Annotated in this window: 20 protein-coding genes; 7 read left to right on the top strand and 13 right to left on the bottom strand. The window is 35.5% G+C overall.

The genetic code is table 11. The features are described from left to right. Positions 1–5: 5 nt before the first annotated feature. From C7J90_RS03950 to C7J90_RS03915, 8 genes are all read right to left on the bottom strand, one after another. On the bottom strand, positions 6–785 hold the full coding sequence (locus tag C7J90_RS03950) for an arylamine N-acetyltransferase (protein WP_103207471.1): 780 nt from the start codon (positions 783–785) through the stop codon (positions 6–8). 128 nt (positions 786–913) lie between these two features. Continuing rightward, positions 914–2,236 carry a hypothiocyanous acid reductase MerA gene (gene merA, locus C7J90_RS03945; RefSeq protein WP_103207469.1) on the bottom strand — a complete coding sequence of 441 codons (1,323 nt, stop codon included), beginning with the start codon at positions 2,234–2,236 and terminating at the stop codon, positions 914–916. A gap of 1 nt (position 2,237) precedes the next feature. Continuing rightward, entirely contained in the window at positions 2,238–2,663 is a 426-nt protein-coding gene (locus C7J90_RS03940; RefSeq protein ID WP_240622306.1) for an RrF2 family transcriptional regulator, read from the bottom strand. Between the two features lie 349 nt (positions 2,664–3,012). Further along, positions 3,013–3,675 carry an ABC transporter ATP-binding protein gene (locus C7J90_RS03935; protein WP_103207490.1) on the bottom strand — a complete coding sequence of 221 codons (663 nt, stop codon included), beginning with the start codon at positions 3,673–3,675 and terminating at the stop codon, positions 3,013–3,015. 9 nt (positions 3,676–3,684) lie between these two features. Beyond that, positions 3,685–4,734 (bottom strand): ABC transporter permease, encoded by a 1,050-nt coding sequence (locus C7J90_RS03930; protein WP_103207468.1) that lies wholly within the window; start codon positions 4,732–4,734, stop codon positions 3,685–3,687. 218 nt (positions 4,735–4,952) lie between these two features. Next, positions 4,953–5,612, bottom strand: a complete 660-nt coding sequence (gene ausB, locus C7J90_RS03925) for an aureusimine biosynthesis 4'-phosphopantetheinyl transferase AusB (protein ID WP_103207466.1) — start codon at positions 5,610–5,612, stop codon at positions 4,953–4,955. Between the two features lie 12 nt (positions 5,613–5,624). Beyond that, positions 5,625–12,746, bottom strand: coding sequence for an aureusimine non-ribosomal peptide synthetase AusA (gene ausA / locus C7J90_RS03920; RefSeq protein ID WP_158701899.1), 7,122 nt, complete (start codon positions 12,744–12,746; stop codon positions 5,625–5,627). Between the two features lie 540 nt (positions 12,747–13,286). Continuing rightward, positions 13,287–13,730 carry a Dps family protein gene (locus C7J90_RS03915; RefSeq protein ID WP_103209822.1) on the bottom strand — a complete coding sequence of 148 codons (444 nt, stop codon included), beginning with the start codon at positions 13,728–13,730 and terminating at the stop codon, positions 13,287–13,289. Between the two features lie 461 nt (positions 13,731–14,191). Here C7J90_RS03915 and C7J90_RS03910 point away from each other — a divergent pair, with 461 nt between their 5' ends. Further along, positions 14,192–14,707: a YceI family protein gene (locus C7J90_RS03910; protein ID WP_103209832.1), complete on the top strand. Its 516-nt coding sequence runs from the start codon at positions 14,192–14,194 to the stop codon at positions 14,705–14,707. A 164-nt stretch (positions 14,708–14,871) separates the two neighbouring features. Continuing rightward, a complete protein-coding gene (locus C7J90_RS03905) occupies positions 14,872–15,783 on the top strand; it encodes a DUF5996 family protein (RefSeq protein ID WP_103209824.1) in 912 nt (303 codons plus the stop codon). A 140-nt stretch (positions 15,784–15,923) separates the two neighbouring features. Here C7J90_RS03905 and C7J90_RS03900 read toward each other — a convergent pair whose 3' ends face one another. Then, the gene (locus C7J90_RS03900) at positions 15,924–16,202 is read right to left on the bottom strand and encodes a GNAT family N-acetyltransferase (protein WP_103209825.1); all 279 of its coding nucleotides are present in this window, start codon (positions 16,200–16,202) and stop codon (positions 15,924–15,926) included. Between the two features lie 162 nt (positions 16,203–16,364). Between C7J90_RS03900 and C7J90_RS03895 the strand changes: the two genes are divergently transcribed. The 4 genes from C7J90_RS03895 (at position 16,365) to C7J90_RS03880 (ending at position 19,407) form a co-directional block, all read left to right on the top strand. After that, positions 16,365–16,796, top strand: coding sequence for a MarR family winged helix-turn-helix transcriptional regulator (locus tag C7J90_RS03895; protein WP_103209827.1), 432 nt, complete (start codon positions 16,365–16,367; stop codon positions 16,794–16,796). Between the two features lie 60 nt (positions 16,797–16,856). Beyond that, positions 16,857–17,810 carry a ring-cleaving dioxygenase MhqE gene (mhqE, locus tag C7J90_RS03890; RefSeq protein ID WP_103209828.1) on the top strand — a complete coding sequence of 318 codons (954 nt, stop codon included), beginning with the start codon at positions 16,857–16,859 and terminating at the stop codon, positions 17,808–17,810. A gap of 432 nt (positions 17,811–18,242) precedes the next feature. Beyond that, positions 18,243–18,830: an alpha/beta hydrolase gene (locus C7J90_RS03885; protein ID WP_103209834.1), complete on the top strand. Its 588-nt coding sequence runs from the start codon at positions 18,243–18,245 to the stop codon at positions 18,828–18,830. A gap of 136 nt (positions 18,831–18,966) precedes the next feature. Next, entirely contained in the window at positions 18,967–19,407 is a 441-nt protein-coding gene (locus tag C7J90_RS03880; RefSeq protein ID WP_103209830.1) for a hypothetical protein, read from the top strand. A gap of 549 nt (positions 19,408–19,956) precedes the next feature. Here the strand turns inward: C7J90_RS03880 and C7J90_RS03875 are convergent. From C7J90_RS03875 to C7J90_RS03865, 3 genes are all read right to left on the bottom strand, one after another. Further along, on the bottom strand, positions 19,957–20,802 hold the full coding sequence (locus tag C7J90_RS03875) for an IS3 family transposase (protein ID WP_116093958.1): 846 nt from the start codon (positions 20,800–20,802) through the stop codon (positions 19,957–19,959). A 23-nt stretch (positions 20,803–20,825) separates the two neighbouring features. Further along, positions 20,826–21,368 carry a transposase gene (locus tag C7J90_RS03870; protein ID WP_232618807.1) on the bottom strand — a complete coding sequence of 181 codons (543 nt, stop codon included), beginning with the start codon at positions 21,366–21,368 and terminating at the stop codon, positions 20,826–20,828. Between the two features lie 366 nt (positions 21,369–21,734). Further along, positions 21,735–22,943 (bottom strand): hypothetical protein, encoded by a 1,209-nt coding sequence (locus tag C7J90_RS03865; protein ID WP_103208707.1) that lies wholly within the window; start codon positions 22,941–22,943, stop codon positions 21,735–21,737. Positions 22,944–23,220: 277 nt separating this feature from the next. Here C7J90_RS03865 and C7J90_RS03860 point away from each other — a divergent pair, with 277 nt between their 5' ends. Then, on the top strand, positions 23,221–23,745 hold the full coding sequence (locus tag C7J90_RS03860; RefSeq protein ID WP_103208709.1) for a DoxX family membrane protein: 525 nt from the start codon (positions 23,221–23,223) through the stop codon (positions 23,743–23,745). 449 nt (positions 23,746–24,194) lie between these two features. Here C7J90_RS03860 and C7J90_RS03855 read toward each other — a convergent pair whose 3' ends face one another. Continuing rightward, positions 24,195–25,163, bottom strand: a complete 969-nt coding sequence (locus C7J90_RS03855) for a M23 family metallopeptidase (protein WP_103208710.1) — start codon at positions 25,161–25,163, stop codon at positions 24,195–24,197. Positions 25,164–25,353: the final 190 nt, after the last annotated feature.

Raw genomic sequence — 25,353 nt, 5'->3', positions numbered from 1 at the left:
GCGTTTTATTCTTCTAAACGGACAACTTGTTCATCAATATTAAAATAGTGTTTTAGCAATTGACGATAGTTTTTTGAGGTCACTGCTTCTTTATATTTATTGCCTTGTTTTTGGATGGTCATATTTTCATTCGACATTGTGACACGCCCCTCTTGTGTCGGTTTAGTAACAATGAGCCGCTGTACAAATATTGAGTCTGGATGATTTTGATTATAATGAATCATTTCTGTAAAGGCTTCAGAGGGCTGGTCTTTAAATAGGGCTTCATACTGAGTCACCCAATGGCGGTTTTCACATTTTTGAACATATATCTGATTTCCCTTCAAAATAGCGCGGTATTCACCATTTACATCATGTACGGATACATCTTTGCTTCGTGTAAGTTGTAAAGATTGCATCGGTAAGTCACCAAACCCTACATCCGCAATATAATATGTCTCATCTATCTTAACTGCGAGTGTTAGATGAGAGCCTGCCAAACTTTGCGTACCGTCTGGAGCATGTACCGTAGCAGCGAGTTGAATAGTTTCAAATCCTTTAGCATCTAGATATGCTTTAAAAAGTCCATTCAACTCATAGCAAAAGCCTCCACGATTTCGAGTTACAACCTTATCATATATGTCTTCAATGGCTGTTGAAATAGGAACACCATTTTGAACATCTATATTCTCAAAAGGAATTTCTAACATGAATTGCTGAATCAGCTTATTCAATTCAGCCACTGTATGATTAAAATGAGGTGAATCGTTAATATTGAGCTTTTTCTCAAACTCTGTAAAATCCATTCGCTAACACACCTTCCACAAATATGACAAATATTACTTTCCATATTAGACGTACACTTTTATTTTGACAAATGTATTGCATGCATTCATCTTTGCATGACAATCAGGTGTAATCATTGGGTTGTCTCTTATAAATTAAATAGATCATTCAACGATTCAGCCATAGTTGGATGTGTAAAAATTTGATCTCTTAATGTCGTATATGACAACCCTTGATCTATCGCTAATTTGATTAAATTAATAAGCTCTTCGGAATGTGCACCATATAAAGTTGCCCCCAGAATGGTTTCATTATCTTGGTTAATTACCACTTTGAAAAGACCGCGATCGTCGTTATTTATTTTGTGACGTGGTATAGCTTTAACGGCTAATTTATTTTCAGCAATAGTATAACCTTGTTGTTCTGCTTCTTTAGCGGTGAATCCCACTCGTGATAATGGCGGTGTAATGAATACTGTGTATGGAACAATCCCTCTATTTTCAGTCGTACGTTCACCGTTACCCCATAATTGCGATTTAACAATACGATAATCATCTAAAGAGATATACGTAAATTGCATGCCACCCTTTACATCTCCAACTGCATAAATATGTGGAACGGTTGTTTGCAATTGTGCATTCACTTTAATCTCACCATAATCTCCGAGTTGAATATCTGTTGATTCTAATCCTAAATTTGTATTCGGCTTGCGCCCTGTTGCGACTAAAACAGCATCTGCTTCAAAGTTCCCTTGTGTTGTGTGGACAGTCGTTTGTGACGCATCGTCTTGAATGCGCGTTGTTTCAGCTTCAAATACAAATTGAATTCCCTTCGCTTCAAGGTCCGTTTGAATCATTTCCGCCACTTCTTCATCTTCTTTAGCTAAAAACTGATTAGATCGTTCAAGAACCGTTACCTCTGTTCCAAATTCAGCAAACATAGATGCAAATTCTAATGCTATATAGCCAGCCCCTACGATAACGAGTCTTTGAGGTTTTTCTGAGAGCGTCATAATATCGGTTGAATTGTATACACGAGCTGATGTAGCAAGCCCTTCAATATCTGGAATGATAGAAGTCGCACCCGTATTAATGACAATATGTGGTGCTGTTACACTGTCAATTTCATTCTGACTTTCATCGAGTAAGGCAATCTCTGTATTGCTTTTGAATTGAGCTGTATAATCAAGGACATCAATGTTAGGGTCATCTGCTAAAAGATAATAATTTTTTTGATTTAATTGCTCTACAACAGTGTGTTTACGCATCATCGCCTCATTGAACGTTTGTTTTGATTGGCCTTCGTGAATCAGTGTTTTAGAAGGAATACAACCAATATTGATACATGTGCCACCATACATTTTCTTAGACTTTTCAATCACGGCTACACGTTGTCCTTGCTGTGCAGCACTTTTGGCTAATGTTTTCCCTGCCTTGCCAAATCCTATCACTACTAAATCATACTGTTTCATCTTATACCTCCATCGAAATATCATTTAATATATCTTGTATAGATATATTTTGATAATACTGTGCTAAAATTTTTTGTTCTTCGAGATAGTGCTTATACATGACGCGCCCAATTTGTTGTGAAATCTCACACTCAATAGCCGTATCTCCTGTAAATAGTCGAATATGAGACTCTGGCTGATTGAAAAGTTCAAACAACAGTGATAACTTTGCTGTCATGCCTTTTTGCGTAATATAATACCCACCTTGATTGCCGCGCTTCACTTCGACATATCCGTGCTGATGCAACTGAGACATAACGCGCCTAATTTGTACCGGATTGACACATACTTTTTCTGCTAATACTTGACTATTATGTTTTTCGCCTTGATGTTTTGTTAAAAATGCCAATATATGTACCGCTGTATTAAATGCTAAGTTCACACCCATCATCTCTTCCTTTTGTAACTTTTATAGTTACATTAAAACATATGAATGTATCTCCTTCTAATATTTTGCTCAATATGAGTAGTACTTCTTTATCAAAAAGGTTGTGACATAAATCCCAAAATAATAGCGTAGAGATGATTCGTATTGTTTGGCTCGCATTTCCTAGGGGATGGGGTCGAGCTCCGGTCTCGACGCTAATCCTATTTCCTCAGGAGTCTTGCCAACAATACGACGTGATATACATGTAATTTTACATTAAATTACTTTTAAAAATAAACACTTTCGTATCATTAGAATAAATCATCTCATTATAAGAAACCTTCGAGATATTGATGTCCCAACCTTCTGCTTATTTTTCTTTTAATACGCCATCTTCCATATGATACACTTTATCGCAATACGCAGTCAGTCGCTCATCATGTGTTACGATAATACAAATTTTTTGACGTAACTGACTTTGTTCTTTTAATATCTCCATGACTGCCATTGCATTATCGGTATCAAGTGATGCAGTCGGTTCATCTGCTAGTATAATAGAAGGGTTTGTATACAACGCCTTTGCAATCGCGACACGTTGCTTTTGTCCACCTGAAATTTCACTTGGCAGTTGATTTCCGATTTGCGTCAGGCCGAGTTGATGCATTAGCTTATCATAGTCTTCCTGCTTTAGCACATTCTTTTTATGTTTAGATAGTAGTTCAAATTGTTGTTTAACTGTTAAAAATGGTACAAGGTTTGATGTTTGAAGTATAAACCCGATTTTGTCCATTCGTACTTTTGACAACGCTTTTTGGCTCATATGCGTTATATCTTCGTCATCAATATATATCGCTCCTTCTGATGGCGTTTGAAGTGCACCGGCCATTGTTAAAAAAGTACTTTTGCCTGATCCTGAAGGCCCTACAATTGCGATAATTTCCCCTTTTTCAAATTGTAATGTAGTCGCCTTAACCGCTTCAATTGTTTGATTACCGTCTTTGAAGTTTTTTGTTACATTCTTGAATTTCAACACTGTTTTCACCTACCCTATCGCCTTAAGTGGATCAATTTTACGTATCGTTAATATGGAGAATAAGCTACCAAGTAATGATACAAAGATCAATACCACACCAAAGATCATCAAAATAAGTGGTTCAAATTTAATCGGTACGGCACTTGGTAAAAAGGCGCCTGTCACTAAGGTTAATATAAGGCCGATAAGTGTGCCAATTAAAGCTAATAGAAAGGTTTGAGATATCACTACAACCGCTAAATAACCATTTGTAAAGCCTTGTGCCTTGAGTACGCCAAAAAGATTTCTTTTTTGTAACGTCATGACATACAAAAATACACCGATGACAGTTGCTGAAATTATAAATAAAAATGTAATCATAAAGTTGAGTGTTAGATTTTGAGCTTGATACCCTGGAAGATTTTCAACAAACTGACCTATCTCTATTTTTTCTAAATCGCCATCTAATGGCACATCTTTCCAATGATCATCTTTCACGACAATGGCATTTGTTTTGTCACTAGTTAGCATCGGGTTGATTAACGCTATCGTTTTGTCACTTCCAAATAGTACGGGGGATGCATTGTATTTGGCACTCTCAGTTATCCCGACAATTTTCAACTTTTCATCCGTTTGTGATAATGTCAACGTATCCCCAATTTTAAATCCCTTTTCCTGTAATGTTTGATCCGCAACCACTTCATCATCCGCTTTGGCCTGACGCCCCTCAATTAAATCAGGAACTAAAAATGAACGCTTTTGCGTACCAAATAACAATGCATTTTCTTCGGTAGATCCATTTGAAATGATGACAGCTGTTTGTTTTAAAGTCGCTTGTTTCTCAAATTTGCCATCAACTAAATCCGTTCGAAATACAGATTGAGCAACAGTTTGATTCGCATCCTTATTGAGTACGATAGCATCGGCTTCCCATTTTTCAATGCCTTCAGTATTCATATTGATTAATCCTTTAGCAAGACCTGATAACAAAAATAATAAATAACTAATCAGAATCAATACCCCTATAATCAAGCTAAACTTAAGTTTATTACGTTTGATTTCATTCCATGCAAGAAACATATAGATGTCCTTTCTATTTTGACTTAATGATTATAGTCTACCCTAAATATGTATATCGTAATGCATAATTATGGTATACGATAAAATATAAATAGCAAAAGACTCATATCATAGCCTACACTTAACCCTCACAATCCATATCAACTGAACTGTGAGGGTAACTATGGTAAGTACTACATTTTGTTATGATAAAACCAATCCAAAGGGCTAGTGAATCATTAAAATCCCTCTGCCACATTTGATTGAGATACTAAAATGTCTATCATCTCTTCTATATCCACTTCATCTATAGCAAGCGACAAATTCGGATCTACATCACAGACTTGAATTAACACGCGATTCACTTCGACTGATTTGAAATTGACACGATACTCTTGAAAATAGAGCGGGGATTGCACATTATATTGATTGATGCCACATAGCAGTCCTTCCCCTGTCAACTTACTGTATGCTTCTTTTTGAGTCCATACTTGATAAAAGTCTTCTAGCGTACTGATGTGCTTACTTTCATCTACTGTGAATTGTGACTTAAGATGTTGCCATGCTATCGGTTCTATCATCTCAATGTCTATGCCTACTGGATTTTCACTCACGATGCATGCAATATGATGATGACTATATGACAGACTGATATACGGTGCTTGCGGGGCATCAATAAAAAGCTTGCCGTGCTCTCCTATTAGGAATTGCCATTCATTTGGCCTTAACTTTGCATACTTTAACACTCCATAATGCACTAACAACTCCCCTACACGATGGCGTAAACGATCACGTTCAAAATGATACCTTGTTACATCACGCTTAAAATAAAAATACTCTTGCATGATTTTATGAATCGTACTTGATTTCAATGTTGATACATCTGCATATAGAATCATTAATAAAAACCTCTATTCAAATGTTTGTATCATCAACTGATACCATTTTCCGAGCCATTCTGACGTGATATCCGACCAACTCATCTCCAAAGATGTCATCATTTCGTGAGTGAACTTTTGAGACATGATTGCGGGTCTTTCTAACTCATGACCTTCATTCAATCCCGCTAATGTGTATAATTGTTGACGATAAATCATAGATTCGAATGCGTCATCATTTATCACCTCAAATGATCGGCCTGTTGCGCGTTCAAGCACCTCCAAAAATGTGTGCTGATATTCACTTGTCACATGAAAGACATTCAACTCCCGCTGCATTGTTTGGGCGATTCGTATAACGGCTTGAGCTGCTTCGTCTACGAAAGAAAAGCTGACAGGTGTATGCGCCATACTATCACTAATGGCATCGAGTTGTGACAATGTGTGCATCACAATTGAAAAACGGTTTGTCGACATATTTTTCATTGCTACTTTTCCACTTTTAGCACTTGTTAAGTTGCCAATACGCATGATTTTAGCGTTTAATCCTTCTTTCATACCTTCTAAAACGGCAAACTCACCATAGAGCTTACTTTGTGTGTACGGTGAAGCGATATATTGTCCTTTATAAACGTCTGTCTCTGCAAAAGTTTTATCCTCAACCGCTTCTAAAAATGAAGATCCTATACTCATTGTTGAGATATAAATGAGTTTTGCTTTTGACTTTATCGCAAAATTGACGAGATTCTGTGTACTCAATACGTTCACTTTATAAAACTCCTCGTTGTCACCAAAATGATCAGTAAGTGCTCCCGCATGAATCACTGTGTTAATTTTCCCCTCATAGTCACTAAAGGACTGATTAAAATCTCCTAATATGATTTTGACATGACGCATTATTTGAGCAACTACACTATCCTCAAAATAATATTCTAAGTGACTGATTAATCTCTGTTTTGCTTGAAGACTATCTTGACCACGTACCACACAGTAAATCATACTGTCGCTTTCTTTCAACTCAAACAATAAATATGCCCCTAAAAATCCCGTAGCCCCCGTTAATAATATGGTACCTAAGGATTGTTGATTTAACTGAGGTAATGGAAGGTGATTGTGTTGTATCTGTTGATGGAGAAGGTCAATATTTCCCGGGACATCTATCGCGATGTTTGTATGATGTGCTAAAATGGCACGTACTGTTTTATATTGATAAATATCTTGTAATGTCATGTCATGACCCAGTTCTCTCATTATGGTCACTACTTTCATGGCAGCAAGTGATGTGCCTCCAATTTCAAAAAAGTCATCATCTATGCTTATCGGCGAAAGTCCTAACACGCGTTCAAAAACATTCATCAGCTGTGACTCTTGTTCTGTGCGCGGTGATATCACCTGACGCGTGTATGAATCTATACTCGGTAATGCGTCTTTATCCAACTTACCATTTGCTGTCAGTGGCAATCGGTCTAAGTGTATCAGTCGCTGTGGAATCATATATTGTGGTAGCATATCACTTAAAATTGAACGTATACGCTGCTCTTGATGATCCAATGCCACATAATAAGCAATCAGGCGCGCCTCATTTCCTGATTGATCTATCATAACCGCACTATCTTTAATCCCTTCAATTTGATTCATCGCATTTGTAATTTCGTCAAGTTCAATTCTGTAACCATTGAATTTTTGTTGATGATCGCGTCGTCCAATATACTCAATATCTCCATTCGGAAGATAGCGTGCCATATCACCCGTGCGATATAATTGTCCTTCTCCAAAAGGGTTCTTTATAAACGCTTTTTGATTGAGTTCTGGTCGTTGCCAATAGCCTTTTGCAACACCGTCTCCTGAAATACACAACTCACCAGGTACACCAACGCCACAAAGTTGTCCTTCTGCCATCATATAAACTTGTGTATGTTGCAGTGGTCGACCTATCGGTACACGAGCGCTATTAGGCTGTGCTTCATAAACCTTTGCCGTTGCAATGACTGTTGCTTCTGTAGGACCATAGGCATTGACATACATCTCAACATGCGGCATAACTCTATGGAGTAGCGCCGGTGTGCTAACAGACCCACCTGTCACAAGGCAGCGCATTTGATAGGACTCCAGTAACATACATACCTGTACAGGAATCGATGCAACAGTGACATTTTGTGTCGCAATAACTTGCTCTAAATCCCGAATGTCTAATCGTTCTTCATCCGATGCTATGACAAGTGGCACGGCATTCAATATTGACGTGTAAATCTCCCATACCGATGCATCAAATACTATATTTTCATATTGTAAAATCACATCATCTGATCGCAGTTGAATCAATTCTTGCCAGCTCTTGATTAAGTGAATCACATTGCGATGTGTCACTTCGACACCTTTAGGTTGCCCCGTCGTGCCTGATGTATAAATGATATACAATGTGTCGTATGGGGTCACCCCATTCTCCATTTCAAAAGACTTGTCATTTATCATAGGAATATCTGATAAACACGTGGTTGGCTTCGTAAGTGAAATAGCGCCTGAGACTAGTACATGCTTGATATCCGCATCATCTAAAATAAATTCAATGCGCTTTTTCGGATAACTTGGGTCGATTGGTACGTATGGACACCCTAACATTGCTGCACCTAGCATTGCTTCAATCATACCGTGACCGCGTTGTGTCATTATTGCGACATGATCACCACGACGTAGACCCTTTTCATATAAATACTGCGCAATGGCACATGAATGACGCCATACTTCTTGATATGTGCGCACCTCTCCTTTGTGTATGAGTAAAGGGCGTTTTTGATACAGCTTCACTTGGGCTTCAAATAAAGAAGCTATTGTTTCAGAGTCAGGTGCATCAAGTGTTTTTCGTTGAACATGTGACTCAATCCACTTTGTCATAGATGGTAAAGCAGTAGGTATTTTCGCAATTTCTAAATCTTCTTCCTCAACAATGACTTGCATCATATAGTCTAATTGTTGACACATCCAGTAAATGGTTTCTTCATTAAATATATCCGTACTATATTCAACATTGAATACATAATGATTTTCACTTTCTTCAATAATAAATGACATATCAAACTTGGCAGTCGTGCTTTTCGGTACAACATGTGTCAATTGACTATATCCAAAGTGTGCATGGTTCTCTTCATTATTCTGGCGAACTAACATCACATCAAAAAAAGGATGTCGTGCAGCATCACGGTCTGTTATCAAATCATCAACTAAATCAATAAATGGATACGCTTGATGATCATAGGCTGAGAGGCTCATTGCCTTGATTTCACTTAAAAATGTTAACCACTTCTTATGTGCTTGTGGTTTTCCTCTAAATACCACACTATTGGCAAACATACCTAGCATTTTTTCTGTACCTGGATGTGTTCTTGCACTCATGACGCTCCCCATCACAATATCTTCTTGATCACTATACTTGCTGAGCATCACCATTACAACACTCATAAAAAACATAAAATCTGTAACGTCATGTTCTTTAACATATGACTTGATTTTTGTTGTTAATGCCTCTGATAAAGGATAATAAACCATATCACCATTCACTGTTTTGACACTAGGTCTAGGGTTATCGAGTGGCAAATCTAACACCGGGACGCCATCCTGAAAGATATTTTTCCAATAGTTTTGATGAACCGTCATATCTCTCTTATTCATCCATTCACTATAATCTTTATATTGATGTACAACTGGTGGTAAAGGTTTGTTTTGATACAATTGATTCAACTCATTTAAGATAATCGTTTGACTCATACCATCATTAATACTATGATGTGTATCCATAAATACATAATCACATTCAGTTGTTTCAACATATCTCACACGTATTAATGCGTCGCGCTCAAGATTAAATGGTTTTGTCAATGACTCAATCAGTTGTTGTTCAGTCGTCACTGTTTGACGTATCACTTCAAAATCCGGCTCTAAGGTGTCATGAATCACCTGGTATAATGTTTGATCAATCACTTTGAATTGTGTACGTAATATTTCATGACGCTGAATCAACATTTGAATAGCCTCACGCAACCTATTGACATCTAAAGGCGCGCTCAAACGCCATAAAAATGGAACATTATACACAACCTCTTTAGGATTTAAACGCCATACTAAGTACATTCCTCTTTGGACCGTACTCACTGGAAAGTAAGACTGGTCACTACTAACCACTGGAATAGCTTCTAGATTCTTCTCATCTAGAGACATCAGTACTGTTGCTAATTGTTGTACTGTTGGCATTTTTAAGATATCACGCACTTTAATTGATTTATTGAGCAATTGTTCAATTCGATTCACTACGAGTGTCGCCTTAAGAGAATGACCTCCCAGTTCGAAAAAGTGATCTATAATTCCCACTCGCTCAATATGAAGCACTTCTTCAAATATATGACACAACACCGCTTCTACTTGATTCGTTGGTGCAACAAAATGCGCTTCATCAACAGCCTCAATTTTAGGCAATGCACGTTGATCTAACTTGCCATTAGCTGTTGTCGGTATTTGAGTGATATGTTTAAAATGAAGTGGAATCATATAGCTCGGTAGTTGCGCTCTTAACGCCTCTTTTAACGTTTGTTTTGAGATAGGTTCAGGGCCTTCATAATAAGCATGCAACTGTTTATCTTCCTCTATCATCGTTACGATAACAACTGCTTTATTGACGCCATTGATGCGTTCAATCGCACGTTCAATTTCAGAAAGCTCGATACGGAATCCACGTATTTTGACTTGATGGTCTAACCGTCCTAAATAGTCAATATTTCCATCTGATTGCAAGCGCACAAGGTCACCACTTCGATAAATGCATTCATGAGTCAAAGGGTGCTTCATAAATTGCTTTTCTGTTAAATCAGGTCGATTCAAGTAACCTTTCGCCACACCACTTCCACCGATGCACAGTTCACCCGGTACACCCACACCACACTGCTGTTCGCTTTGCATAATATAGACAGCTGTTTGTCGGATAGGCTTTCCAATTGGAATACGACTCGGTAGTGTTTCAGGAACAGCATATGCTGTTGTAATCGTTGTACTTTCTGTCGGACCATACGCATTAATAATTTGAGGATGATTGGGACGTTGATTTAAAATATCAACCCATTTATGCTTGATTACCTCTCCACCTATAATCATATAGTCTAAAGGTTCTAATGCCTCCACATGTTCACTGACAATTTGATTAAATAAAGAAGTTGTGAGTAACAACGTATTAATTTTATACTGTTTAATCGTAGAACCAAGCAATTTAGGATCGATTAAGCGTTCTTTAGATATGACGATCAGTTCCCCGCCATTAAGCAATGCACCATATATCTCAAACGTCACCGCATCGAAAGCAATCGTACCTGATAGTAAAATTTTAGTTGTTTGATTCAGCGGCACATAATCAATGTGTTTCACCAATCTATCTACACTTCGATGCGCAATCCGTGTTCCTTTAGGTTGTCCTGTCGTACCTGAAGTATAAATTACATATAAGTCATCATCCGGTGTATTGACAATGGGGAGTGAACTCGCATCGCCGGTCATCAATGTAGCGATATCTATAGTTTGAATAGCACTCGTTACAGTCACACCGTGAACGACTATCAATGACGGTTCACAATCTTCAAGAATATAAGTGATTCGAGATTGTGGTGCATCCGGATCGATTGGCACATAAGCTGCACCTGATTTGACAATACCGATTATGGCTGCAATCATCTCTATACTTCTCTCCGCAATCACTGCCACGTAGTCATTAGGTTTGATACCCATCTGCCGTAACTGACGTGCCATTTGATTCGTTTGTCGGTCAAGTGCTTCATATGTGAGAGATGTCTCTCCATAACGTAATGCAGTACGTGTCAAAGCACTTTGTACTTGTTCTTCAAACAACTCAGGCACAGTACGATGTGGCAGCGTGTCAACTTGCTGAAGCGTCTCTAAAAGCGCCTCATCTTGCGCCGTCGTCATTAGCGACATCTCTTTCATTGAAATATCGGGACGTTCTATTCCCTGTTGACACAACGTTTGGATTAAATTAGCATACGTATTCACTGTTAAATCGTCAAATTGTTCTCGATTATACATCATTTTGATATCATAACCTTCAAGTGTTTTGTATAGGTAAATATCAATATCCGCATCTGTGACGTTTGGATGCATCAAAGTGGCAGTGCACTGTTGATAATCAAATTCAAAGTCGAAAACAACCGACTCAAGATGTATAACAGTCTCAAATGGCATCTCTTTAACATCAGTCAATACATCCTTTAAATGAATCGGCGTCATCTGCTCCACCTCAGAAAAACGTGTCGCAACCTGCTCACGTAACGTGCGATATGTGTCGTGGCGATGTACATCAAATTGGATTGGCAGAAGACCTAAACGTGGTCCGATCGCTACTTTTGTTTCTTCTTTATAATGTTCAGTTGTGACACCTAGTACCACTTGTTCACTTCGACTCATTATATGGTTCGCGAGCACGATGCTACTATATATGTCATCACGTGTCAGGTTGTCATATGCTAGAGATATCGTTAACCCTTCGATTTGCGTTTTAGAGGTGTGTCGACGAACTGGCATATATTGATGTGTCTCTTGTAACAATGATTGATACATGCTATAGCGTTTGAGTTGTTGTTGAAAAACGTTAGATTGCCGAAATATATTTTCCTGATGTATCATTTGTGTGAAATCCGATGTCATACTCATCGACTGAAATGGAAAACAATAACAATGATTCAACTGTTTTAAAAAAGATGGCATCGAAATCGCATCAAAAATAATAGGACTAACTGTGAAACAAAGTTGTATCGCATCAGTAAATCGGAAAATGATAAATTGAAACAGTGGATATTCAGTAGGAGATATAGTAGGGATTTGAGATGCAACATATTGATTTAAATCGATATCAGTCATTGCGACATCATTAACAATCACCTCAATAAAAGGTGAAAATTGATGTTCACAATATGTGATATGCTCATGCGCACTTGTATAGGATGTACGTAACATAGGTTGGTGATGGACAACTTGTATGAGTGCATACATCAAATCTTCGACCGCTACCGATTGCGGTAATTGAATTAAGTACGTATGTTGAAAATCATGTTTTTGAAAAAAGTAATAATCTTGAATAACAGAACCGTCGTTAAAACAATTCATGAAAAAAGCCCTTCTTCCTAAAAATTTTACAAGTTCTGTCATCATCATACTTATTAATTGTAATATTTTCAATTTAAAACAATAAATTCATAAAACTTTAATATAAAACTAATATAAATATTTAATTCATTTAATCATGATAAAGATAATCAACTTTTATATATTTTTCAAACTAAAAACCTCTAGACAGTCAATCACTTCATCTAGGGGTTTAAAGTACATTTAATAGATTCTATAGTAAATCGGACTGGTGTATAAATAATTTCATTTATTTGATTGTTCCATAAAGCCTCGCTTTTCTAGGTGCCTCAGAAGTCTCGGCTTAGGAATCAATCAAATGTGCTATATTTATTCACACCCTTAAGTTATAAAATATGCTTTAGCAACTCAATTTTACTGACTTATGTTGTATTAAAAGAGACATTAATGTTCAAGACTTTATGATCACACAACGAAAAAGGCGTTAAGCAATCCATTATTGCATAACGCCTTAATTTAATGCGACCAGTCCAATTTGACTGAGAGCCATTTAATAACCTTTTATGCAAGATATGATTCAAGCATCCATACATGTTTATCTATATCTGTTTTCATACCGATAAACATATCTTCTGTTACATCATCTTCTGCTTGACTTGCTACTTCAATCGCTTCTTCAAGTTGTTTTGAAACTTTAATAAAGTCTTCAGATAATTCTTTGACCATTTCTGCTGCCGCGTAATTTTTACCCGCTTCATCAACAATAGAAAACTCAAGATATTCTTTTAATGTTGCGACAGGATGACCACCAATCGCCAAAATACGTTCAGCTAAATCATCGACATATTGACTTGCCTCATTGTACAATTCTTCAAATTTTTCATGTAATGAGAAAAAGTTAGGTCCTTTCACGTACCAATGGAAATTATGCAATTTTGTAAATAATACTGTCCAGTTCGCAACTTGATCATTCAATACTTTTACTACTTCAGTTTGATTACTCATCAATTAATACCTCCAATTTCTACTTTGTAATTATTATTATATTATAACCATTCTAATTTGTAAATATGTTTCTTCTCTTATTTCGTACTATACCCCAAAAAAGTATATTAAAACTTTCATATTCATTCTTCATAAAATCGTCACTTTCAACACTATTATCAATTAAATCATTTAATTGATAATATAAGACTCATTACATTTATTACTTTGGAATAGAAAAACTTGATAGCATACATCTATACAAACTAATCATTTAACTTGATTGATACCTACTTAAAACAAACTAGCACATGTTTAGCTTCGTTCGTTACTAGGTATATTATCTATATATCATCATTGAACACATTTATACCTTTTTGATTTATGATAAGCATCATTCTTTTCAAGAGTCATAACATGTGATATATTTTTTATATCATGTTAAGATAAATTCAAACAATAAATTCGGAGGTTTTATGGAAATGGCTAATTTAAAATTTGATCCAGTACACAGTACATTAGAATTTGGAGTAAAACACTTAATGGTATCTAAAGTCAAAGGGACTTTCACTGATTATTCAGTAGACGTATCTGGAGACATTGATGACAACAATTCATTACAATCTGTACTTACAATTAACGTTGATTCAATCGACACTGGAAACGCTGATCGTGACAACCACTTAAAATCAGCTGACTTCTTTAACGTTGATGAAAACAAACAAATCGTTTTCAAAACAACAAAAGTGTCTGAAAACAGTATAACTGGTGAATTAACACTAGCTGGCCAAACACACGAAGAAACTTTTGATTTCAAAAACCACGGTGTTAGCGACAACCCATTAAGCGGTGGTCAAGTTGTTGGTTTCTCAGTTTCTGGTAAAATCGATCGTGAAAAATACGGTATGAACTTTAACAAACCATTAGAAACTGGTGGATTCTTATTAGGTAAAGAAGTTGAATTCGAATTCGATGGTGAGTTTGCAATCGAAGGCTAACTCATGAATGATAGACTACTCAAGTCTATATTAGACGAAAATCATGTAATTCATGGTTTTCGTCTTTTTCTATATGATGATTTATCTCAATAATGAACTTTCAATTATTCAATTTTTATTATTTTGCGTATAATAAAAGTAGAAATGATAACGGAGGCGATATCGTGTTAAAACTTGCAGATTGGAAAAATGAAAAAGAAACATTACATCGTATTTCGCAAATACTTGGAAAATATAAACTTCAAAGTGCATTCCAAGAACCTCAATGGGCACATGTGACGCTAGATATTACACCTAGTGGCTTTTCAACAGGTATGCTATTTTATGAAGAACATACCTATAGCATACACGTAGACCTCGTGCAACATCGTATCGTTGTTGAAACTGAGCAGGGATCCACGTCGACACCATTAGAAAACGGCAAAACCATTCAACACTACTACAATGAAATTCATGAAGCTCTTGCAAAGTTCAATATTCATGTTTCGATTAACACTACTCCACAAGAGGTCGAGGATCAAACACCATTTGATCAAGATACACAACATCATCATTATAATGTAGAAATAAGCCAACAAGCGTTACAATTAATGAAATTTGCGACCCGTGCGCTTGCCTTTTTTGTCGCACCATTTCGTGCACGTAAAATCAAACCCGGTTTATTTTGGGGAACGTTTGATATCTCAACAATTATCAATTACAACACTCTGCACGAAATGTTCAAACCATCTCAGGTGATTGAGTATGCCGCATTTGATGAACACTTTATCGAATTTGGATTTTGGTTTGGCGATGATCAGTTTGAAGGACCGACATTTTTCGTCTTGCCTTACCCATTTGTAGATTCTGAGTTTACATTTGATTTGCCTTTAATTGAAGAAGCATATTTTGACACTAAACTGACAGAACTCATTTACGAACTCCCTGAAATGTCAGAAGAAACCGTTAAAAGATTGAACACATTCTTTAATCAAGGCTTTCATATCTTCAAAGAACATCTATCATGGGAAAACTGTCAATATTACGAAATCCCACTCAAAATGAACGACAATCAGATTCAACAAAAACCTTATTAATACACCAATTGGAATAGGTATCATTTAGGGGGGCTAACGCACTAAGTTAACCCCCCCTTTTCAATCAGGCTATAACAAGATGATTCATATCAAATAAAAAGGCTTATTTCCTAATAAATTAGAAAACAAACCTTATCATCTTACTTTTCAAAGACATCCTGGTATTCTTTTGTTTCTTCTAAAACGCCTTTTGCAAATGGACATGTCGCATGAATTTTAATATTGTTTTCACGTGCATAATCCACAGCTGCTTGTACTAATTGTTTCCCTACACCTTGTCCTCTTAATGATGCACCTACTTCAGTATGATCAATAATTATAATACCATTACCTGTAGGAACATATGTCATTAAAGCTTCAAAGTGCTGTTCATCTTCTCCTACATAAAATTTCTTATCTCCATGTTTAACTTCTGCCATAAAAAACGCTCCTTTTCAGTAGTTATCTATTATGAGTTATACCCTTAATATAACAATAAAAGCATCAAAAGTATAAAAATTAAACTTCAGTGTTTACAACTCTTTTATGATGCGTTATAATTATCTCGAATTCGAAATAAATAAGAAAGGCAGGTGCTCAAATTGAATCGAACAGAAACTGCACTTAAAACATTTATAGGATTAAAGCGCATCAATAACAGCCTTGATAAACTGGTCAGCAATGATATCAAATCTCACGGTCTTAACGTTACTGAATTTGCAGTACTTGAATTACTCTTCAACAAAGGTGAACAAACGATTCAAAATATACAAGAGCGCATTTTAGTAGCAAGCAGTAGTACAACCTATGTCATTCAAAATCTAGAACAAAAAGGATTCATCCATCGAAGACAGTGCGAAAATGATAAACGCGTGAGCCACGCTTCACTTACAGATAAAGGTCAGCGCTTGATGACAGATATTTTTCCATTACACGCTGAAACGATTGCATCAGCCTTTTCGTCATTATCAGATGAAACATTATCGACATTACAAAACATTCTTAAAGAAATCTATACACACCATAAGCAATAAAAATTTTTAAACAAATAGTTCGAATTAGAGATAATTAAACCATTAAAGGAGTTTTGATTTATGATACAATTTCCATTAAAAGGAATTCACCATGTAACTGCTATGACAGACAGTGCAGAACGAAACTATCACTTTTTTACTGATATTTTAGGTATGCGCCTTGTTAAAAAAACAGTAAACCAAGACGATATTTACACGTACCACACTTTCTTTGCTGATGACGTTGGAAATGCTGGTACAGATATGACATTTTTCGATTTTCCAAATAATCCTAAAGGTAGAGCGGGTACAAATTCAATTAGTCGCCCATCATTTCGCGTTCCAAACGATGCAGCAATTGAATATTACAAACAACGCTTTGAGGAGTTTGGCGTTAAACACGATGAAATAGATGAAGTTTTTGGCAAAAAAGTATTACGCTTTGAAGAAGAAGACGGCCAAACTTACCAATTAATCTCAGATGAACATAATACAGGTGTAGCACCTGGTGTCCCTTGGCAAAATGGCCCTGTGCCAACTGATAAAGCCATTTATGGGCTAGGTCCTATTGAAATCACAGTCAGCTACTATGATGACTTCAAACAAACATTAATTGATTTATATGATATGAAACCCGTACAAGAAAATGCGAATGTAACATTACTAGAAGTGGGTGATGGCGGTAACGGAGGACAAGTCATCCTTCGTAAAGATGAAGGTATCGAAAGTCGCCAAGGCTACGGCGAAGTCCATCACGTCTCATTCCGTGTAGATGACAGCGAGGCAATTGAATATTGGGCTAAGCGTTATGATGAAATGGGACTTCGAAATTCAGGCATTGTTGAACGCTTTTACTTCAAAGCATTGTATGCACGCATAGGTCACATTTTAATCGAATTATCTACAGACGGCCCAGGCTTTATGGAAGATGAACCCTATGAAACTTTAGGCGAATCATTATCACTTCCACCATTCTTGGAAGACCGTCGTGAATATATCGAATCTGAAATAAGACCATTCAACACCAAACGTTAAACAAGGTTGTTGAGCATGCGCTTAGAGTTTGAGCATAACTCGAGCAATTCAAAAAATTGTTCCTCAAATTTTGAAGAATTGCGAAGTTATGCCGAAAACTCTGCATGCGAAACACCGTCTATCACAAGGTTGTTGAGCGCGGAGGTTGGGACAAAAGCGCTTAGGATTTGAGCAGAACCTCATAGCGAACAAAATTGTTTTTTAATTTTGCTGAGCTATGGCGTTCTGCCGAAAATCCTGCTTTTGGGACACCGTTTATCAATTCCCAGAAGACAAGTTCAAGAACTAACCCTCAAAATTTTGTGAAACTGTGTAGTTCTGTTGAGAAGTCAGCAATCGAAACACCGTTCATCAAAGTTGTTGTGCATGCACTTTTAATTTAAAATACTATCAACTAAAAAACGATTTAAGAGGAGGTAAACAATGACTGAAATGAAGCACGTTTTTAAACAAGGAGACGTTTCTAATCCTACATTTGTCGTATTACATGGTACGGGCGGGAACGAGCACGATTTATTCCCAGTAGCGGAATATTTAAATCCAACATATAGTGTTTTAGGTGTTCGTGGCAATATATCTGAAAATGGCATGAATCGTTTTTTCAAGCGCCATGGTGAAGGTCAATATGATGTGGAAGACTTGATGTATCGTACACAAGAACTACACGAATTTTTAGAAAAAGCATCTCAACAATATCATTTCAAATTAGACGATGTCATTTTAGTAGGATTCTCTAATGGCTCTAATATTGCGATTAACCTAATGCTTGATCCAACTATGCCTTATCGTAAAGGCCTTTTGTTCGCACCACTTTATCCGTTATCAGTAGATGATAATCTTGATTTATCAGATCAGACTGTCTTCTTATCAATGGGTAAAAATGACCCGATGGTAACAAGAGCGCAAAGCGATTATGTACAGTCCATTTTCGCAGACCACGGCGCACATGTTACGACACACTGGGTCAATAGCCATGAAATCACAAGAGAGGCACTTGAAGCTGCAAAAGCATCATTATAATATGCCAAAAATAGGCGATGAAGAAATGCTAACCATTGTATTTCTTCATCGCTTTTTTATTGAAATATATTTTTGATACATCGATATGTATGAACTGTGCTATAATGAAAAATTGATAAGATAAGGAGGCTATGTTATGTGGATTATTGTCGCAATACTTTTAATCATTGTCATCATTATTCAACTCTTCTTAAATAATAAAGTGAATAAGACACGACGTGAAATGAGTGGACTCCCTATTGCGAGTTCATTTCCATTAAGTCGAACGATAACGTTAAAATCACCAACAAACTATATGATGGTTGTAAGTACAAATTGTACAGTATGCCAGCGCATCTTCAAGGAATTACAGCATAAAGAATCATTGTCTAACTTATATTTAGTCTTTAAAAATCCAAAACAAGAGGTCGATGATTTTGTAAAGCAAAATCCCCACCTTAATCATGCACATATTGTTACATCTATCCCAAAAGAAGATCTCTTCATTAAGACAACACCATTAACCTATCAAGTCAATCAGCAAGGTGTGATTGAAGATAAAATGTCAGTTGTTAGCCTTAAAGAATTATCACTATAGATGCATTAAGCTATACAACTCTCACCATTGAAAACAACTAAAATCACGAACAAATAGTACTGTATTAACTAAAGACAAGATGCTCAACTTTTTTGGAAAGAGAATGAATCGTCTACACTTAATTGGACATATTCTATGAGAATAGATATTGTTAATTTAAGAAAGTAGACGATTTTATTATAACAAGAGAAAGAAGAACATTTAGTTTAGCATTTAAGTTACAAGTGGTTAGACTATATGAAATTGTACGTGCGTATGATTTAACACCTTAAAAAGGAATAATCAGAGCCAAAAACATGGTGGCTTAGAATTAGAAGATATAATTATAGATACGTTTAATTCGAATCTAAAATAATTTAAATGAAAATAATATTTGAAGCGGAGGGGAAGTTTTGAATTTTGAAAACTCTGAATTTTACACTAATCGTTTAAAAATAAGATCCTTAAATACTTCAGATTATAACTCGTGGTATTTAGGTTTTTCAAAAAGACAAAAATCAAAATATAAAAGTGTCAAAATGTACTGAACCCCAAAAGTTGTACTTTGGTTTAGTATACGATTTCAAAGGTTTGTTTCCTATATTGTGTAGGAGACAAGCCTTTTAATTTTGCTTTAATTCTTGTATTGTTATAAAAATTGATATATTTATGAATTGATTGTTCTAATTCTTGGAATGTTTCAAATGATTGTCCATAATACATTTCTTGTTTTAATAACCCAAAGAAGTTTTCCATTGAGGCATTATCTAAGCAATTGCCTTTTCTAGACATACTTTGAAATACATCATGTTCTTTTAATGACTCAATATAGTTTCTATTTTGATAATGCCATCCTTGATCTGAATGAATTGTCATTCGATAAAAAAGTTGCGGTCTCATTGCTAGTAATTCAGTTAAAGGTTCAATAACAATATCTATAGTAGGACGCTTTGATATACGATAACTTAAGATTTCCAAGTTATATAAGTCCATAAAAGGTGATAAATAGGCCTTTGTTCCATCGCGTAATTTAAATTCTGTAATGTCTGTAACCACTTTTTGATAAGGTCGATCTGTATTAAAACGACGTTTTAATATATTTTTAGCTACTTTACCTATAGTTCCTCTATAAGAATTGTATTTTCTTGTTTTATGCTTAAATTTCGTACATGTTAAATGGTGTTCTTTCATAATTCGTCTTACTTTCTTATGATTGACTGTCATTCCTTTATTAGCCAATGCTTGAGTAACTCGACGATAACCATAAGTATAATCACTTTCTTTACAAATTTGCTTAATAGATTCAACTATATCTATATCTTTTTTAGGTTTTTTGAAACGTTCAAGCCAGTAGTAGTACACGGATTTAGCTATTTCTGTAACTTCAAACAGAAGGCTTAACCCAAATTGATACATTTCATGTAATTCTTTAATGACCTTTACTTTTTCGGATGTTTGCTTCCGTAATGTTGGGTCAAGCGTTGTAACTTTTTTTGATAAGCGATACCTGCTTTCAACATTTCATTTTCATTTCTAAGTCTTTCTAATTCTTCGCGTTCATCTTCTTTTAATGGTAAATGATTATCTGGTTTAACTTTTGTCTGCTTTCTTTTCATTTTAGAAGGACGTCCTCTCTGTTTATTGTCTAAACCGAGAATACCTTCTTCATTAAATTTACGCTGCCAAACGGCTAACATAGCTGGATTAGAAATTTTAAAGTGATTGGCTGTTTCTCGATAAGACAATTTATTTTCTTGTCTAAATCTTAAAACAGATACTTTAAAATCTCTAGTATATTCTTTATTCTGCAATTTTTTATCTAATCCTTTTGGTCCAAATTCCAAATACTGGTTAACCCATCTTTGAAGTATAGAATAATGAGATAGACTATATTTTTTAGCTAATCTCTCATATCCTAAACTACTATTTAAATATTCCTGAACTATTTTTAACTTGATTTCAAATTTATAATGTTTACCCATAAAAATGCACCCCATAAAGTTAGATTTTTTAGTCCAACTTTTGGGGTGCACATCAAAATCAAATTTGCGTTTTTGATTTTACATATTTTTGCATACTTATTTCACTTTGAAAAAGAATCTATAAAAGTATTGCTGTTAACATATATAAGCTTATAGGAAGTACATATCAGCATAGGTGTATGTGTATGATGATGCTAATTACAATTACAGCATCATCATTGGAATTTCATTATGTTACTTCCGTTGCACGAGAATGTTTTGACTTAATGAATCAGGACCACCCATAAAATAGGTGATCCTGGTTAGCTGGAATAAAATAATTTTCTTCTGAAATCACTATTCCTCTATTTCATTTTTTATAAATAGTTACTCATATTTATTTAAAGTTTCGCCTAAGATTTTTAATCCATCACGAACTGTTCCTTCGTTTTGAACAGGTGTGATGTCTTTACCGTGTGTATGCACATTACCTTTGACTTCTAAGCTTTCTACTTCAGCTCCATCTAAAATACTAATACCGATCGCTGATAGTTGTTTAATGACACCTTTTACAAGTGACTCACCAGTGCCACCATATGTTTTAATATCTTTATGCACTGTGATACGACCTACTGGTTTACTGATTTGAATACCTACAGCTCCGTCACCGTGAGTTTCAATCAGATCTAAGTCTAATTTTTTAATCGTACCATCATAGTTATTAATACCACGTGCACCTGTTCCTTTAGTACGAATAGGCGCTTGGATATCTAACGCATCGATATCACCAAAGTTTACAAAGCCGATACCACTTGTACCTTCTGATTGTACTTCATCCTTTACGACCCACTCTTTAACATAGCCCCAGTTATCGAGTACCATATCATTAAAGCCATACGTTTTAGTCAATCCTTTATTTTCAACGCGATCTACATACGCATTTGTAACTGTGAATACACCGCCTGAGATACGGTTGGCAACACCTTGAGTTAATAATCCGTTTGTGTAAACATTATTAGTAGTGATTAATTTTGAATAAATTTTCGCATCATCTGTACCTGATACAAATACACCACTACCATTAACTGGCTCACCTTCACGGCCTACCGATACCTCTCTCACTTCAGCATCAAAGCGAATATCTGGTGTACGGTTCCAAATTGTAATACCCCCTTGGATAACTGTTACACCAAATCCTTGAGGCCCTTCTTCTTTGTGAGTTACATTTGCTTCAACAACATCTACATTTTCGACATCTACTTGAATATCGCCTTTTGCGTCGTCAGCGATTAATGTAACTGCACCATAAGTTGTTACATTATTCAAGACATATTTACCTTGTGCACCTGTTCCATCAAAGTACACTGCATCATTATCTTTATTAGTGCGTAATGTAATATTTTCAATCGTATTATTAGTAGATAGACCCACTAATTGACCTTCTCCTGAAATTTCAATTGTAGCATCTTGTCCTTTTAATGTGACACCAGGTTGTAATACAAATTCACCTTCTAAAGCAATATTTTCTGTTACGATAATCTCGTTGTTTTCTGTATTTGCTTCTTTTAAAGCTTGTAAATCTTTTACTTCAACCACTTGAATCACTCCTTAATTATTTTGAAAAGTTATTGTGTTATAAAAATTATACCACTATCATTTTTAAAATACAGTGATACGCATTCACCACTTCTTTACCCCTTTATCTATAACATTAACATATCATCCAATCGTTCACTTTTGTGACAATTTTGTGAAATAAAACTCTTTCTATTGTGATTATATTCACATTATAATATAATTTAAATTGTTAAGAGATATAATAAGTATACTTAAAAATAACTAAAGAAAGAGCTATTTCGGGAGGTACTGTATTATGGTTAAATGGTTACAACAAAGTAAAATTGCGAGTATTATTTTATTATTGCTTCGCTTATATTTAGGATTTGGCTGGCTAAAATCTGGATTCGGAAAGGTTATGAGTGGAGGCTTTGATGCAGGGGCTTATTTGCAAAATGCAATCGATAATCCTGTTATGTCAGAAGCGGGAGTTCAATATCCAGTATTCACTTGGTTTTTAGACACTATCGTTTTACCAATGACACCTTTGATTAATATTTTGATTCCAACGTTAGAAATCCTGACAGGACTGTTTTTAGTTTTAGGCTTATTCACTACTGTCGGTTCATTTATCGGTTTAGGATTAAACTTTATGTTCTTGTTTGCAGGTACCGTATCTGTCAACCCATTATATATTTTAATTGGCATCTTCATCTTTATGGGGGGCTTTAACAGTGGTAAAATCGGCATCGATTATTATTTAAAATCTTTATTAAGTGCTAAGTTCTTCCAATTTTTCAATTACTATCCAAGACTTCAAAAATTTGAAGATACACACTAATCCAATATATCGTATCTATACTATAGAGGCTAAAACATACATCCTAAAATAAATAACGCTAAGATGATTATAAAAATTCGTCTTAGCGTTTTCTTTTATGATAAAACTTTGTATGAGATGACTTCGTTTATACATGTAATCACCGACTATTATACTAAAAAAAGACACTTTCGTATCATTTAATTCATCACTACAAAAACTAAATTAACGAGGTGTATTATGCATAAAGATTATAAATTACACTTCCAATAGAAACATCCATGTTGATTCCTAATCATGATTGACCACGATATGTGAATGATAGGAAACAATACCCGAGAATGCATTTAAACACCCTCGTGGTACGACTAGACATATCATTAAAGGAAAAACTTCGAAATTTTTCGTAAATGCTTACGAAAACCTCGAAGTTTTTCGATTGCTGATACATATCAGACTTTTTACTTGTATTATTTGGAAGCTAAGTAGCCTGTTGGATTCACTGCGTATTGATTTCCAATACCACCTTGCATGCGTTGGAAATGTAAGTGAGGTCCTGTAGAGTTACCTGTATTACCAGATAATCCAATTTGTTGACCTTCAGACACTGTGTCACCTTTTTTCACATTTAATTGACTCAAGTGCATGTACCATTGATAGTTGTTTGTACCTGCTTCTTGAATAGTGATTTGGTTTCCACCACCATAATTACTCCATCCGCTATCGATTACTCGACCGTCTGTGAAAGAATATACAGGTGTTCCTACAGGCATACCGTAGTCAACACCATAATGCGCTCCACCGCCATGATATTGGCCATATGGTTGCCATTGTGGATATTTATTCAACCATCCAGCTGATCCTGTTGCTTTAGATGAAGCAGGCTTAATATTAGCACTGCCATCATTTTGTGAGCCATTAGTTGTCGGCGCTTGTACTGTAGGTGCTTGACTAGCTGTGTTGTTACCATTTTGCGTACCATAACCTACTTGATTTGTATTGTTTGCTGACCAATGCGTTGTATTATTTTCATCAGCATTGTAACTTTCACTATTATATGAAGATTGATACGGTGTCACGTAGTCTGATTGACCAATATAACCTTGATAGCCATTCGCTTGAATGGATTCATGTGATTGGTTTAATGAGTAATCGTTATCAGTTAAATAATAAATATAGTGTGTATGACCTTCTTCATCTACATATTGTGAATAATACGCGTCATTTTGAAACATTGAAGGATCCCAATTACCATCTAAAGTATGATGACGGTTTCCTAAATTATCTATTGTGACATAATCATGTGTCATTTCTGAATAAGTTGTGTTATAAGATGTAATCCATTGTGCTTGTTCTGCAGCATCTGCTTCACCTTGGATAGCAATACCAGCAGTAACTAAACCTAACGTAGCGATTGTAGCGGTTGTTAATTTTTTCATAAAAATAAGTCCTCCCAATTTGTATTGCATTATTGACTAAACAAATACTAGCACATTTAAATATAAAAATTGACTATGTAAACAACTTTACTCTTTTTTGTAATCAACCTGTAAAAAACTGTAAAAATATACATATATTATTACTATATATACTTTTTTACTTATCATTTCTCACGATAAACTTTGAAAA

It is taken from the genome of Staphylococcus felis (assembly GCF_003012915.1).
Taxonomy (GTDB): Bacteria; Bacillota; Bacilli; order Staphylococcales; family Staphylococcaceae; genus Staphylococcus; species Staphylococcus felis.
The sequence above is the reverse complement of the archived record's forward strand: the minus strand, read 5'-3'. Positions and strand labels throughout refer to the sequence as shown.